12 protein-coding genes are annotated in these 14,225 nt (G+C 64.0%); 2 read left to right on the forward strand and 10 right to left on the reverse strand.

Annotated features, from left to right (window positions below):
- Nucleotides 1-2 precede the first annotated feature (2 nt).
- The gene (gene rimO / locus QCE73_RS07675) at nt 3-1,340 is read right to left on the reverse strand and encodes a 30S ribosomal protein S12 methylthiotransferase RimO (RefSeq protein ID WP_238214382.1); all 1,338 of its coding nucleotides are present in this window, start codon (nt 1,338-1,340) and stop codon (nt 3-5) included.
- A gap of 250 nt (nt 1,341-1,590) precedes the next feature.
- On the opposite strand from rimO, the gene QCE73_RS07680 reads away from it, so the two are divergent.
- Nucleotides 1,591-2,376 (forward strand): hypothetical protein, encoded by a 786-nt coding sequence (locus tag QCE73_RS07680; RefSeq protein ID WP_035500979.1) that lies wholly within the window; start codon nt 1,591-1,593, stop codon nt 2,374-2,376.
- 67 nt (nt 2,377-2,443) lie between these two features.
- On the opposite strand, the gene phaR is transcribed toward QCE73_RS07680, so the two are convergent.
- From phaR to QCE73_RS07710, 6 genes are all read right to left on the reverse strand, one after another.
- Complete coding sequence (gene phaR / locus QCE73_RS07685; protein WP_035500980.1) at nt 2,444-3,019, reverse strand: polyhydroxyalkanoate synthesis repressor PhaR; 576 nt, start codon at nt 3,017-3,019, stop codon at nt 2,444-2,446.
- A 197-nt stretch (nt 3,020-3,216) separates the two neighbouring features.
- Nucleotides 3,217-3,957, reverse strand: a complete 741-nt coding sequence (locus QCE73_RS07690) for a 3-ketoacyl-ACP reductase (RefSeq protein WP_035500981.1) — start codon at nt 3,955-3,957, stop codon at nt 3,217-3,219.
- Between the two features lie 84 nt (nt 3,958-4,041).
- Nucleotides 4,042-5,223 (reverse strand): acetyl-CoA C-acetyltransferase, encoded by a 1,182-nt coding sequence (locus QCE73_RS07695; protein WP_035500982.1) that lies wholly within the window; start codon nt 5,221-5,223, stop codon nt 4,042-4,044.
- Nucleotides 5,224-5,300: 77 nt separating this feature from the next.
- Nucleotides 5,301-7,313, reverse strand: a complete 2,013-nt coding sequence (gene phaC, locus QCE73_RS07700; RefSeq protein ID WP_309880525.1) for a class I poly(R)-hydroxyalkanoic acid synthase — start codon at nt 7,311-7,313, stop codon at nt 5,301-5,303.
- Between the two features lie 329 nt (nt 7,314-7,642).
- Nucleotides 7,643-8,479, reverse strand: a complete 837-nt coding sequence (pgeF, locus tag QCE73_RS07705; RefSeq protein WP_309880527.1) for a peptidoglycan editing factor PgeF — start codon at nt 8,477-8,479, stop codon at nt 7,643-7,645.
- Entirely contained in the window at nt 8,476-9,639 is a 1,164-nt protein-coding gene (locus tag QCE73_RS07710) for an RluA family pseudouridine synthase (RefSeq protein WP_309880529.1), read from the reverse strand. Before QCE73_RS07710 ends, pgeF begins: the two co-directional genes overlap by 4 nt.
- An 86-nt stretch (nt 9,640-9,725) precedes the next feature.
- On the opposite strand from QCE73_RS07710, the gene QCE73_RS07715 reads away from it, so the two are divergent.
- Nucleotides 9,726-10,559: an outer membrane protein assembly factor BamD gene (locus QCE73_RS07715; protein WP_309880531.1), complete on the forward strand. Its 834-nt coding sequence runs from the start codon at nt 9,726-9,728 to the stop codon at nt 10,557-10,559.
- Nucleotides 10,560-10,637: 78 nt separating this feature from the next.
- On the opposite strand, the gene QCE73_RS07720 is transcribed toward QCE73_RS07715, so the two are convergent.
- The 3 genes from QCE73_RS07720 to QCE73_RS07730 form a co-directional block, all read right to left on the reverse strand.
- Nucleotides 10,638-12,866, reverse strand: coding sequence for an ATP-dependent DNA helicase (locus QCE73_RS07720; protein WP_309880532.1), 2,229 nt, complete (start codon nt 12,864-12,866; stop codon nt 10,638-10,640).
- An 82-nt stretch (nt 12,867-12,948) separates the two neighbouring features.
- Nucleotides 12,949-13,134 carry a DUF465 domain-containing protein gene (locus QCE73_RS07725; RefSeq protein ID WP_035500990.1) on the reverse strand — a complete coding sequence of 62 codons (186 nt, stop codon included), beginning with the start codon at nt 13,132-13,134 and terminating at the stop codon, nt 12,949-12,951.
- Nucleotides 13,135-13,235: 101 nt separating this feature from the next.
- Complete coding sequence (locus QCE73_RS07730) at nt 13,236-14,075, reverse strand: colicin transporter (protein ID WP_404989764.1); 840 nt, start codon at nt 14,073-14,075, stop codon at nt 13,236-13,238.
- Nucleotides 14,076-14,225: the final 150 nt, after the last annotated feature.

Genomic DNA, 14,225 nt, shown 5'->3' on the forward strand with positions numbered 1-14,225 from the left:
GCTTACACCTCGCCCCAGAGATCGTGGCCATCGGCGCCGGTGATCTTCACCGACACGAAGTCGCCGGCCTTGTAGCGCTTCGATGCCTTCGTCGCCGGCGCGATGTACACGACGCCGTCGATTTCCGGCGCATCCGCCGCCGTGCGGCCGATGCCGCCGTCCGTGCTCACTTCATCGACGAGCACCTTCAGCGTCTTGCCGACCTTCTTCTTCATGCGCTTCGCCGACAGTTCTTCGGCCAGTTCCATGAAGCGCGCGCGGCGTTCCTCGCGCACTTCGTCGGGCAACGCGCCGTCGAGTTCGTTCGCGGTGGCGCCTTCGACCGGCGAATACGCGAAGCAGCCGACGCGATCCAGATCCGCTTCTTCAAGAAAGTCCAGGAGCGTCTGGAACTGCTCTTCCGTCTCGCCCGGAAAGCCCGCGATGAACGTGCTGCGGATGGTCAGATCGGGACAGATTTCACGCCACGTCTTCACGCGTTCGAGCACCTTCTCGGCATTGGCGGGGCGCTTCATGCGCTTCAGCACTTCGGGATGCGCGTGCTGGAACGGCACGTCGAGATACGGCAGCACGTGGCCGCGCAGCGGGCCTTCGGCCATCATCGGGATCACGTCGTCGACGCTCGGATACGGATAGACATAGTGCAGCCGCACCCACGCGCCGTATTGCGCGGCCAGTTCGCCGAGCGCGCCGACGAGATCGGTCATGCGCGTCTTGAGCGGCTTGCCGTTCCAGAAGCCCGTGCGGTACTTCACGTCCACGCCGTATGCGCTCGTGTCCTGCGAGATGACGAGCAGTTCCTTGACGCCGGATTTGAAGAGATTTTCCGCTTCGAGCATGACTTCGGCGACCGGGCGCGATACGAGATCGCCGCGCATCGACGGAATGATGCAGAACGTGCAGCGATGATTGCAGCCTTCCGAAATCTTCAGATACGCGTAGTGGCGCGGCGTCAGCTTGATGCCGGCGGGCGGGACGAGATCGGTGAACGGATCGTGCGGTTTCGGCAGGTGCGTGTGCACGGCGTTCATCACTTCGTTGGTCGCGTGCGGACCGGTGACGGCGAGCACTTTCGGATGCACTTCCTCGATGAGGCCCGAGCCGCTCGCGCTCTTTTTCGCACCGAGGCAGCCGGTGACGATGACCTTGCCGTTCTCGCTCAATGCTTCGCCGATGGCGTCGAGGCTTTCCTGCACGGCTTCGTCGATGAAGCCGCAGGTGTTGACGACGACGAGGTCCGCGCCGTCATAGGTGCCCGAGATTTCGTAACCTTCGGCGCGCAACTGCGTGATGATCTGCTCGGAATCGACGAGCGCTTTCGGGCAGCCGAGCGACACCATGCCGATTTTCGGCGCGGGAGTCGTTTTGGCGGTTGAATCTAAAGAATTTTTCACGGGAACAGTGTCTTGTGGGGACGCGCGAGGCCAATCCAACATTTTACCCCGGAGTGCCGATGGCACGGTTTCGCAGCTCCGGAGCGGCCGATATGCATCGGGGCGCTTTCCGTCCTTGTCCCATTCCCTTCGCGGGCCGGGCGCCGCAAACTCGCCGCCCCTTTCGCCGCTTTCGGCTCACACATAACCCGCTCTCATGCTCGACGCCTCCGCTCTGCGCAACTTCAATCCCCTTTTCATGACGCCCTGCTATTCCGGCCAGGTGACCTCCGGCTTCGCCACCAGCATGCTCGCCCTCACCAACGAGCTCTGGCAACTCGGCGTGCAAGGCTCGGTGCGCATCCTCTCCGGCGAAAGTCTCGTGACCCGCGCGCGCAACGAAGCCGTCGCGCATTTCCTCGCGCAGAAGCAGCACACGCATCTTTTCTGGATCGATGCCGATATCGGCTTCACACCGGACCAGGCGCTGCGATTGCTGCTGGCGGATCGCGATGTCGTCGCGGGCGTCTATCCGCTCAAACGCATCGACTGGACGGGCGACATTCCCGCCGGCCTCACGCAAGAACAGTTTCTGACGCGTGCGCTGCGCTATCCGGTCAACGCGCACGCGGGCGCGCACATCGAGATCGACGCCGACGGTTTCCTTGAAGTCAACGAAGCGCCGACGGGCTTCATGTGCATTCGCCGCCCGGTGCTCGAAACGATGATCGCGCGGATGCCCGAACTGCAATACACGCCGGACGCGCCGCCCGACTCGCCGCTGCACGGCTACTGTCATCGCTTCTTCGACGTGATGGTCGAGCGCGAAACCGGACGCTATCTTTCCGAGGACTACGCGTTTTGCCGCCGCTGGCGCGATCTGGGCGGAAAGGTCTATGTCGATGCCCGCTCGAAACTCGCGCACCACGGCTCGTACACCTATCGCGGAGATTTCGGCGCGGCGTGGGCGCAAGACCCGGCAAGAGCGGTAGGCGGACTCTAGGCGCCCGACGCGCACTCGCTCGCACCGGGCGCGCGAATCCGTCGCCCGAACGCGCGCCTGAAATGGATTACTTCTTCTCCGTCGACGGCGGCGTGGGCGTCGGGAACGGGAACGTGTTGAACATCGATTTCGCCTGCGTCTGCATCTGCTCCTGCATCTGCACGAACATGTTCTTCGACTGCTCGATGTAGCTCGTCATCATGCCCTGCATCATCGGCGCCTGCATGTTCATGAACTGCGACCAGACTTCCGGATTGAGCGCGTTGCCGTCGTAGATGCCCTTGCTCTGCTCGGTCAGCTTCTGCTGGATGTCGATGAACGCCTGGATGTTCTTCTCCAGATACGTGCCCATCATGCCCTGCATCGCGTGACCGTAGAAGCGGATGATCTGCGAAAGCATCACCGAGGAGAACATCGGCAGGCCGCCGCTCTCTTCTTCCAGAATGATCTGCAGAAGGATGCTGCGCGTGAGGTCGTCGTTGCTCTTCGCATCGAGCACCTTGAAGTCTTCCTGATCGAGCACGAGCTGCTTCACATCCGACAACGTGATGTAGGTGCTCGTTTCCGTGTCATACAGCCGACGGTTCGGATACTTTTTGATAAGTCGTTCGGCGGCTTTCTTTGTAGTAGTAGTGGTGGTCATTTAACGCCTTTAAACGCAAAACTTTACTGCGATGGCAGCAAGCAGGTCTTGCGTTGTCGCAAAAAAGCGCTGCTGCATGTTCGCCGCATCGTTGATGTACCCCGGCGAGTGGCGGGGGGGCGGGCGGCCCGGGCGGGGGGGGGGGGGGCCGCCCGCCCGCCCCCCCCCCCCGGCCCCCCCCCCCCCCCCCCCGCCCGTCAGCCCATATGCAAGCCGCCGTTCAGCGAGAAGTCCGCGCCGGTCGAGAAACCGGATTCGTCGGACGCGAGCCACGCGACGATCGAACCGATCTCGTCAGGCGTGCCGAGACGCCGCACGGGAATCGTCGCGACGATCTTCTCCAGCACTTCAGGGCGAATCGACTTCACCATGTCCGTGCCGATATAGCCCGGCGACACCGTGTTGACCGTCACGCCCTTGGTGGCCACTTCCTGCGCGAGCGCCATCGTGAAGCCGTGAATGCCAGCCTTGGCGGTCGAGTAGTTCGTCTGGCCGAACTGCCCCTTCTGGCCGTTCACCGACGAAATGTTGATGATGCGGCCAAAGCCGCGCTCGACCATGCCGTCGATGACCTGCTTCGTCACGTTGAAGAGGCTCGTCAGGTTCGTGTCGATGACCGCGGTCCAGTCTTCATGCGTCATCTTGCGGAACACGACGTCGCGCGTGATGCCCGCGTTATTCACGAGGATATCGACCTCGCCGACTTCGGCCTTCACCTTGTCGAACGCATTCTTGGTCGATTCCCAGTCGCCGACATTGCCTTCCGAGGCGATGAAGTCGAATCCGAGCGTCTTCTGGTCTTCCAGCCACTTCACCCGGCGCGGCGAGTTCGGGCCGCAGCCCGCGACGACCGTGAAGCCGTCCTTGTGCAGACGCTGGCAGATGCTGGTGCCGATGCCGCCCATCCCGCCCGTTACATACGCTACGCGCTTCGTCATTCCGCTCTCCATTTTCGTTATGCGGACGGCGATCTCCTTGCCGCCCGCTGGCCCTTCCCAATCCCGCCATCGACCGCCAGTGACTTACGGACGTTCCAGCGCCAGCGCGACACCCATGCCGCCGCCGATGCACAGCGACGCCAGACCCTTCTTCGCATCGCGCTTCTGCATTTCGTGCAGCAGCGTGACGAGAATCCGGCAGCCCGATGCGCCGATCGGGTGACCGATCGCAATCGCGCCGCCGTTCACGTTGATCTTCGACTGATCCCAGCCCATCTGCTTGTGCACCGCCAGCGCCTGCGCCGCGAACGCCTCGTTGATTTCCATCAGGTCCAGATCGTTCACCGACCAGCCCGCGCGCTCCAGACAGCGCTTGGATGCCGGCACCGGACCCATGCCCATGATCTTCGGATCGACGCCCGCGTTCGCGTACGCCTTGATGCGCGCGAGCGGCGTGAGACCCAGCGCCTCGGCCTTCTTCGCCGACATTACGACGACCGCCGCCGCGCCGTCGTTCAGGCCCGACGCGTTCGCCGCCGTCACCGTGCCTTCCTTCGAGAACGCGGGCTTCAGGCCCGCAAGCGCTTCGGCCGTCACGCCGTGGCGCACGAATTCGTCAGTGGCGAACTGCAGCGGCTCGCCTTTGCGTTGCGGGATCGAGACCGGCACGATCTCGTCGTTGAAACGGCCCGACTTCTGCGCGGCTTCCGCCTTGTTCTGCGACAGCGCAGCGAACTTGTCCTGATCTTCGCGCGTGATGCCGAATTCCTTCGCGACGTTTTCCGCCGTCGTGCCCATGTGGTAGTTGTTATAGACGTCCCACAGGCCATCGACGATCATCGTGTCGATCAGCTTCGCATCGCCCATGCGGAAGCCGTCGCGCGAGCCCGGTAGCACGTGCGGTGCGGCGCTCATGTTTTCCTGACCGCCCGCGATGACGATCTCCGCATCGCCCGCGATGATCGCGTTGGCCGCCAGCATCACCGCTTTCAGGCCCGAACCGCAGACCTTGTTGATCGTCATGCCGGGAACCATGTCGGGCAAACCGGCCTTGATGAGCGACTGGCGCGCCGGGTTCTGGCCCGAGCCGGCCGCGAGCACCTGGCCCAGAATTACTTCGCTCACCTGGTCGGGCTTCACGCCCGCGCGCTCCAGAACCGCCTTGATTACCGTCGCGCCCAGCTCCGGCGCCGCGATCTTCGCGAGCGAGCCGCCGAACTTGCCTACCGCCGTACGCGCGGCCGATACGATCACTACGTCAGTCATTTCAGTTTCCTTTTGGCATCGAATGTTAATGCGATTCGGAACGGCACCCTGCGCTCTCGCACACGATCAGCCGCCGCTCACACATCGCGTTCCAGTACGTAACGGCCGGGTGCGGCCTCGATTACCGGGTGAGTCTTCGATCCCTGCGCCGCGCGCGCCTTGACCCGCTCGCCCGCGTTTTCGCCGAGCCACTTCGACCAGGCCGGCCACCAGCTTCCGGGATGCTCCGCCGCGGCGTCGAACCACGCATCGGGATCTTCCGGCAGACGCTCGTCGGCGCTGTCGATCATCCAGAAGCTGCGCTTGTTCTTCGACGGCGGATTGATCACGCCCGCGATATGACCGGATGCGCCGAGCACGAACTTCTGCGGACCGCTGAGAACCGGCGCGGACGCATAAGCCGATTTCCACGGCACGATATGGTCTTCCCGCGAACCGTAGATGAAGGTCGGCAGCGTGAGGCGCGACAGGTCGATCGACTCGCCGCACACCGTCAGCGCGTGCGGCGTCTTCAGCTTGTTCTCGAGATACGTGTTGCGCAGATACCAGACGCACATCGGGCCGGGCAGGTTCGTCGAATCGCTGTTCCAGAAGAGCAGATCGAACGCTTGCGGCGTGCGGCCCTTGAGGTAGTTATCGACGACGTAATTCCAGACCAGGTCGTTCGGACGCAGATACGAGAACGTGTTGGCGAACTCGATGCCGCGCATGAGGCCGGCAGGCGCGCCGCCCTTGCCGCCGATCGACTGCTCGCGCATCTGCACGTGCGCCTCGTCGACGAAGACGTCGAGCACGCCCGTATCGGAGAAGTCGAGCATCGAGGTGAGCAGCGTCATCGATGCGGCCGGCTCCTCGCCGCGCGCCTTCGCCACCGCGAGCGCGGTCGCGAGAATCGTGCCGCCGATGCAGAAGCCGAGGGTATTGATCTTGTCCTCGCCGCTGATCTCCTGCACGACGCGGATCGTTTCGAGGGCGCCCTCTTCGACGTAGTCGTCCCACGTCTTGTGCGCGATCGACTGATCCGCATTGCGCCACGACAGGATGAACACCTGATGCCCTTCTTCGAGCGCGTAGCGCACGAGCGAGCCTTCCGGCGACAAATCGAGGATGTAGAACTTGTTGATGCACGGCGGCACGATCAGAAGCGGCCGCGCATACACGTTCGGCGCGAGCGGCTTGTACTGGATCAATTGCACGAGATCGTTCTCGTACACGACCGACCCTTCCGTCGACGCGATGTTCTTGCCGACGAGAAAGCGCGATTCGTCCGACTGCGAAATCTTGCCGCGCTGCATGTCGTTCAGCAGATTCATCATGCCCTGGCGCAGGCTCTCGCCCTTGCTTTCGATGAGCGTCTTCTGCGCATCGGGATTGAGCGCGAGGAAGTTGCTCGGCGCGGCGGCGGCGGCCCATTGCTGCACGGCGAAGCGGATGCGCTCGCGCGTCTTCGGATCGCTCTGCACCGCGTCCGCGAGTTCCTGCAGATAGCGTGCGTTCAGCAAATACCACGCGGCGGTGAACGCGTAGGCGGGCGTGGTTTGCCACGAGGTATCGGTGAAGCGCCGGTCCTTCAGCGCGCTCGGATCGATGCTTTGCGCGCCCGCCTGCTTGAGCAGATCGGCGGCGTCGCGCGAATAGCTGCTCTGCAATTCATGGAGGCGCTCGGGCGCGATCGCGGCGGTCGGAATCTTCGGCAGCGTGGGCAATCCCTGCATCGCCGCGCCGAAGCCCGGCATGCTGCTCGCGAGCTTCGCGAATTCCGCGAGGCCGTTCATCTTGGTGAAATCGGGCATCTGCGGCATCGCGCCCGGTGTCGGGAATGCCGTCGGAAATGCCGCGGAAGGAAATCCGTTCGAAAAGCCTTTGGCAAAATCGGCGAATGCAGCGAACGGCGCTGCCGCCGCATCACTTGCGGTATTCGTCTGTTGAGTGAATTTCGACCATTGCGAAGGATCGGCGACGGAACGCCAGGCGTTCAGCCATTGATCGAACGCCTGCTGTACGCCAGTCGTATCGGCGGATGATGCTTCGGCCGAGGTGCTGTCGGCGGTACGGGAGCGGGAAGATGAGGAAGTAGATTTGGAAGCCATACCCGCTATTGACCTGTGAGTCTCGCAAGACTTGGATTGCTGATGCAGGCATCGCCGGGCTTTCCTCGACCAGCGCGCAAGTATTGGTGCGCCTTATGCGCGCGGCAAGTGTGTGCCTTGCTACGCCGTGCCCGATTGGTTGAATTCCAGGAACATTCTTGCTCCAGGATGTCAGGCATGTCAATGCTTCGTCCCGATTTTGCCGCAGTGCGATATTTTTTTAATTATCGTTTTCCCCCATGCGAATTATTGCGTTTCGCATGAGGTTTAGTCATCGGCGGGAAATGCTTATCGGGTATCTTCCGAGACGATTGCCGATAGCCAATCGTTTAATCGGTGAGCCAGATCATCGCGGCCATGCGGCCGGTCACGCGATCGCGACGGTACGAATAAAAGCGCTCTTTCTCAGTGACGGTGCAATGCGTGCCGCCGTGAATGCGCGTGACGCCGACGCCGAGGTCGGCCAGGCGCAGGCGCGCGAGCGCATAGATATCCGCGAGATATTTGTCCGGCGTGCCGTCGATAAGACTGAGCGCGGCCTTCGTCGCGTCACGGCGATCCGGCCGCGCGGCCGCGACAAACGCATCGAGCACGTCCTCGCCCACTTCGAACGCGTTCGGCCCGATCGCCGGCCCGAGAAACGCATTGAGCTTCGATGCCGGCACGCCCGCGAGCGTCGCCACGCGCTCGCCCGTCTTCTCGACGATGCCGCCGGCGAGACCGCGCCAGCCCGCATGCGCTGCGCCGACCGCGCGGCCGTCGTCGTCGCAGAAGAGCACCGGCAGGCAATCGGCCGTCATCACGACGCACACGATGCCCGCGCGATCCGTCACGCTGGCGTCGGCGCGCGTGCGTTCGCCAAGCGCGAGGCGTGCGATGACCGCGTGGGCATCCTCGACCTGCGTGCCGTGAATCTGTTCGAGCCACGCGGCGTTACACAGACCCGTCGATGCGAGCGCGCGGCGGCGGTTTTCCTTCACCGCGTCGGGCACGTCGCCGGACGAGAAGCCGAGATTGAGGCCGCCCGCGCCGGGCGCGCCGCCATCGTAGGGCGCATCGCTCACGCCGCCCGCGCGCGTCGTGACGAATGCGCGCACGCGCGGCGACACGTTCCATTCCGGCAACACGCAGTCTTTCGATTGCAGTTCGGCGGCGTCGTTGGTCATGCTTCGTCGTCCTCGCTCTCTTCGTCGTCCCAGTCGTCTTCTTCGCCCTCGCCCATCTCGTAGACTTCGACGAAGCCCTCGTCCTCATCGAACTCGACTTCCTCGTCCTGTCCGAAACCGAGTTCCGCTGCGAGCGCCGCGATGTCCTCGGGCACGTCCGCGCGCCAATGCACTTCCTTGCCCGTCGCGGGATGAATCAGGCCGAGCCGCCATGCGTGCAACGCCTGACGCGCGAAATCGTTGGGCAGCGGCTTCACGGAGCGCTTGCCGCGCGCGTGTCCGTACACCGGATCGCCGAGCAGCGGATGCTGGATATGCGCGCAATGCACCCGAATCTGATGCGTGCGGCCCGTTTCCAGATCGCAATGAATCGCGCTGACGGGCTGACCGTGCCACGTGGTCCGGTCGATGGTGCGGAAATGCGTACGCGCAGGCTTGCCCGATGCGGTCTTCACGACTGCCATGCGCGTGCGCTCACGCGGATCGCGGCCGATCGGCGCGTCGATCGTGCCTTCGTCGGGCATGTTGCCCCACACGAACGCGACATAGCGGCGCTTGACCGTGCGCGCCTGCAACTGGCGCACCAGATCGGTCTGCGCCTCGAGCGTGCGCGCGACGACCATCAGGCCGGACGTTTCCTTGTCCAGCCGATGCACGATGCCCGCGCGCGGCAGGCCGGCGGCGGCATCGCCGTAACGATGCAGGAGGCCATTGAGCAGCGTGCCGCTCCAGTTGCCCGCGGCCGGATGCACCACCATGCCCGCGGGCTTGTTGACGACGACGAGCGTCTCGTCCTCGTACACGATATGCAGCGGCACCGGCTCGGGCGCGAAGGCGAGCTGCTCCGGCAGGAGGTCGGGCACGAGCGTGATCGTCGCGCCGAGCGGCACGGGCTGGCGCACTTTCGCGCCCGCGCCATCGACGAGCACGCGTCCTTCTTCGATCCAGCCCTGCAGCCGGCTGCGCGAAAACTCGGGGAAGACTTTGGCGAGCACCTTGTCGAGCCGTTCGCCCGCGAGTTCGTCGGGCACGTGCGCCTCGCGCGTCGCTTCGCGGCCCGCGCTGCCGGTCGACTCGGGCGATGCCGAGTCGTGGCCGGGGTCGCATGGGCTATAATCTTTGAGTTGGTCTTTGGTACGACGAGTACTTGAGCGGGTCATTTGAACGAGATTCGGCGGCATGAAACGGAAGCCGCGCCGGAAATACAGCTAGAACAGCGAGAATCAGCCAGGAACAGCAAGCACTGATGCGAGCCTTCAACACCATTCATCTCTCGATGCGTCAATCCATCAAGTATCTGGCGCTGGCCGCGAGCGTCGCCATCGTAACGGCCTGTCACGGCCTGCCCGAGAAGACCGACGAAACGGCAACGTGGAACAACAACAAATTATATACGGAGGCTCAGGACGCGCTATCCGGCAGCGACTGGGGCAAGTGCGCGAAGTATTTCGAAGCGCTCGAAGGCCGCGACCCGTTCGGCCATTTCGCGCAGCAGGCGCAGATCAACGTCGCGTACTGCGACTGGAAGGATAGCGAAACCGCCAACGCCGACCAGGCCATCGACCGTTTCATCAAGCTGCACCCGGATCATCCCGAGATCGCTTATGCGTACTATCTCAAGGGCATGATCCACTTCAACGACGACCTCGGTCTCTTCGGCCGCTTCTCCGGTCAGGACATGAGCGAGCGCGATCCGAAGTCGCTGCGCGAGTCCTATGACGCATTCAAGGTCGTCGTCGACAAATATCCGCAAAGCAAGTACGCGCCCGATGCCGCGCAGCGCATGCGCTATATCGTGAACGCGCTCGCGTCGCACGAAGTGCATGCTGCTGATTACTACTATCGCCGGGGCGCGTATGTGGCCGCGATCAACCGCGCGCAACTCGCGATTCGCGAGTACCGCAATGCGCCGGCAACGGAAGACGCGCTGCACATCATGATGCTGTCGTACGAGAAACTCGATCAGCCGCAACTCGCCGACGACACCAAGCGCGTGCTCGCCGCGACCTTCCCGGACAGCCCGTATGTGACGGGCAAACGCCGCGCGAACGCCGAGAAGCCCTGGTACCAGATCTGGTAAGTCACGCAGGCAACGAAAAAACGGCCGGTTGATAACCGGCCGTTTTTTTTCGTCGATGAAAAATCAGGATTCCGACCGTTACTCCGCCAGCTCCGTTTTCCACTTCGCCGCATCGCTGAAGAATTCGCGCACCACGTCCAGTTCGCGCGTGCGCTTGAACGGCGGCAGGCTTTGCCAGATGCGCCGGCCATACGGTTTGTCGACGAGGCGTGTGTCGCAGATCATCAGCACGCCGCGATCCGTCTCCGCGCGAATCAGGCGACCCGCGCCCTGCTTCAACGTGATGACCGCCTGCGGCAACTGATGCACGGCGAACGGGCTCAGACCTTTTTTCGTCAGCGCGTCGAGACGCGCGGCGAGCACGGGATCGTCGGGCGGCGCGAACGGCAGCTTGTCGATGACGACGAGCGACAGCGCATCGCCGCGCACATCGACGCCTTCCCAGAAGCTTTGACTGCCCACCAGAATCGCATTGCCGTAAGCGCGGAAACGGTCGAGCAGTTCGGTACGGCTCGCATCGCCCTGCACGAGCAGCGGATTGTCCCAGCCACGCCGTTCGATGATGTCGCGCATGCGCGTCGCGATGCGATCCACCGCGCGCAACGTCGTGCACAGCACGAACACGCCGCCGCCCGCCGCCTCGATCACCGGCAGCGCCGCCTCGAACACGGCATCGGTGAATTGCGGCGACGAAGGTTGCGGCAGATTGCGCGGCACGTACAGCAAACCTTGCGACGGGTAATCGAACGGGCTCGGCAAGGTCATCGACCGTCGTGCGTTCAGGCCCATCTGCGCCGCGTAGTGCGTGAAGTCGCCGCGCACCGACAGCGTGGCAGAGGTGAAAATCCATGCGCGCGGCACGCCGGCGCGCTGCTTCGCGAAGATCGGCGCGACCGACAGCGGCGTCTCGTGCAACTGCACCGTGTGCGAGAACACTTCGATCCAGCGCACCATCTCGTTCGGCTCTTCCTTCGCGGCCTGCTTGGCGGTGTCCTCGTCCGCGACGACCGCGCGTTCGAGCGATGTCGGCGGCGTCGTCCAGCCCGCGAGCAGATCCTGCAACTCGCGCGCGCGGCGCACCAGCCCCTGCAACGATTCGGCCCGCTCCGCATGCGACGAGAGCGTCGTGGCGAGCGCGGACAAATGCGTCTCCAGCGTGTCGAGCGCCTCGAAAATCGGATGACCGTCCGCCAACTGCCCGAGCGACAGGCGCACCGAATCTTCCTTGAACGCGAGCCGCACATCGCGCGCCGCGCGCTCCAGCGCCGCGCCGAGCTTGGTCCAGTCGGCGGCGTCGCGCGCGTGCGAGAGACCTTCGGCGACCGTATCGCGCGCGAGTTCGAGCAACTGCGTCGTCGAGAGCGTATCGCCGAAAAAGAGCGTCGCCGTCTCGGGCAATTGATGCGCCTCGTCGAAGATGATGGTGTTCGCCGTCGGCAGCAGCTCGGCCATGCCGGTGTCGCGCAGCATCACATCAGCGAAGAACAGATGGTGATTCACCACGACGATGTCCGCCTGCTGCGCTTCCTTGCGCGCCTGCATCACGAAGCATTCCTTGTAATGCGGACATTCCTGACCGAGGCAGTTATCGCGCGTGGACGTGACCATCGGCCAGACGGGCGAATTCTCCGGCACGCTCGCGAGCTCGGCCTTGTCGCCGGTGCGCGTGATCTTCGCAAACCGGATGATCTCCTGCAGATGCGACGTATCCTGGCGCGACGGCAGGCGGCCGTTGTCGGCGGTGCGTTCCAGGTAGTAATGGCAGAGATAGTTCGCGCGGCCCTTCAGCATCGCGACGGACACGGGCACGGCGAGCGCGTCGCGCACGGTCGGGATGTCGCGCTGGAAGAGCTGATCCTGAAGATGCTTCGTACCCGTCGACACGATGACCTTGCCGCCCCACAGCATGGCCGGAACGAGGTACGCATAGGTCTTGCCGGTGCCCGTGCCGGCCTCGACGATGAGCGTGTTCTCGCCGCCGTCGATGGCCGCTTTCGCCGTCGCGATACCGATCTCATCGGCCGGCTGCTCGTCGGGCGCGTACGGCTTGTCGGAAGGCCCGAGCTTGCGCGCGGGACGGCGCTGCGCCTCGAACATCGCGGGTTCGGGCATGGCGCGGCCGGATGCTTCCATCGCGGCCGCGACCGAGCGCGCCATTTCGATCTGCGATGCGCGCGAGCGATAACCGTCGATCGCGCGCGCAAGCAGTCCTTGCGCGGAAAAGATGGCGTCGAGCTCGACGGCGCGTTTGTCGGTCAGCGCGAGCGGCGCGCTGGCGCCGTCGCTGGATTGTGCGGGTGAATTCAAGGCGTGCTAAATCCTGCGGGTTTCGGCGCGGCCGCGCACGCGAGGCGCCGACGCCAGCGAGCCTGCGGCCGGCGCGCTGCGTTCAGTGCGCGTCAGAGTCCAGCTGCAATTGCAGCAGGAGAATGGTGTCCTTCACCTTGAGCTTGCGCTTTTTCAGGCGCCTCAGCTCCAGGTCGTCGGTGCCGGACATCTTTTCGATCAGCGTGTCCAGGCTGTGATGCTCTTCCTGCAATTGCGCGATTCGGTCGCGCAGCACAGCGGCATCCATGGCGGGTTGTCGGGGTGCGCGCGTGGATTCATTCAAGCGCTGCTGCATGCTCGCCTCCTTTCATCCTCTTTGCGCGGGCCCAAAGAGCGAGCCCGACCGCCCTACTTACCTTGCTGCTGTTGTTGCTGCTGCAGTTTCAGTTGCTCCTGGCGCTCCTGCTCCTGCTGTTGCGCCTTTTCCTGCGCCTTTCTGGCGGCTTCCTTCTGACGCGCATCGACTTCCGCGCGATGCTGCGCGGCTTCCTGCTGCTTCTGCTCGTAGCGCTGCGCCTTTTGCTCGCGTTCCTGCGCGTCCTGCACGCCGCGAGCGCGCGCGTCGTCCAGTTTCTTCTGGTAGTCCGCCTGCTTGCGATCGTACGCCGCCTGGTTGGCCGCGCGCTGCGGCGCTTCGGCGTCGCGCTGGGCGGCGGCCAGCGCGTTCTGACGCTGCTTGTCCTCGTAGGACTGCTGGCTGGCCTTCTCGTTCGCGGCGCGCTGCGGCGCTTCCGCTTCGTATTGCGCCCGCTTGATGGCCGTCTGCTCGTCGCGTTGCTTCGCCCGCTCGGCGCGCTGCTCGTCGTCGAGTGCGAGTTGTTGCTGGCGGATCTGCTGACGCGTTTCGCGCATTTCGTTGCGCGCGTTATCCAGACAGTGATTCACGAAGAATTTGCTGTAGCAGTCGTGCTGCTTCACGCCGTAACTGTAGTTGTTTTCTTCGGTGCGCCGGTCGAGCACCTTCTGGCGCTGGACGAACTCGGCTTTCAGCGCGTCGTCGGGATTTTGCGCAGCCGGCGCGTCCGACAACGCCGCGTCCAGCGGACGTGCGGTCACGGACGTGCCGGGGTCGATCGGCCTGGCGGTTTGAGCGAGCGCTTGCTGCGACGCGAATGCGCCTGCCGCGCACAGCAGCGAAAGAGCCGCGGCGACCGGCGCGTTTGAAAGGCGAAAGTTGGGCAAATGGATGAACGGCAACGTGATAAAGAATCAGGTGCGAAACGGCTTGTGCGATGTCCAAATTCTATCACCGCGCGCCGGAGCGCTCCGCCATTTATGGCAAAATGCCCCGCTCCAGCAACCCGGTCCGAACCTGGCTCGTTGCACGGTCATCCGCCC

The sequence above is a fragment of the Caballeronia sp. LZ029 genome (assembly GCF_031451275.1).
In the GTDB taxonomy this organism is placed as follows: Bacteria; Pseudomonadota; Gammaproteobacteria; order Burkholderiales; family Burkholderiaceae; genus Caballeronia; species Caballeronia jiangsuensis.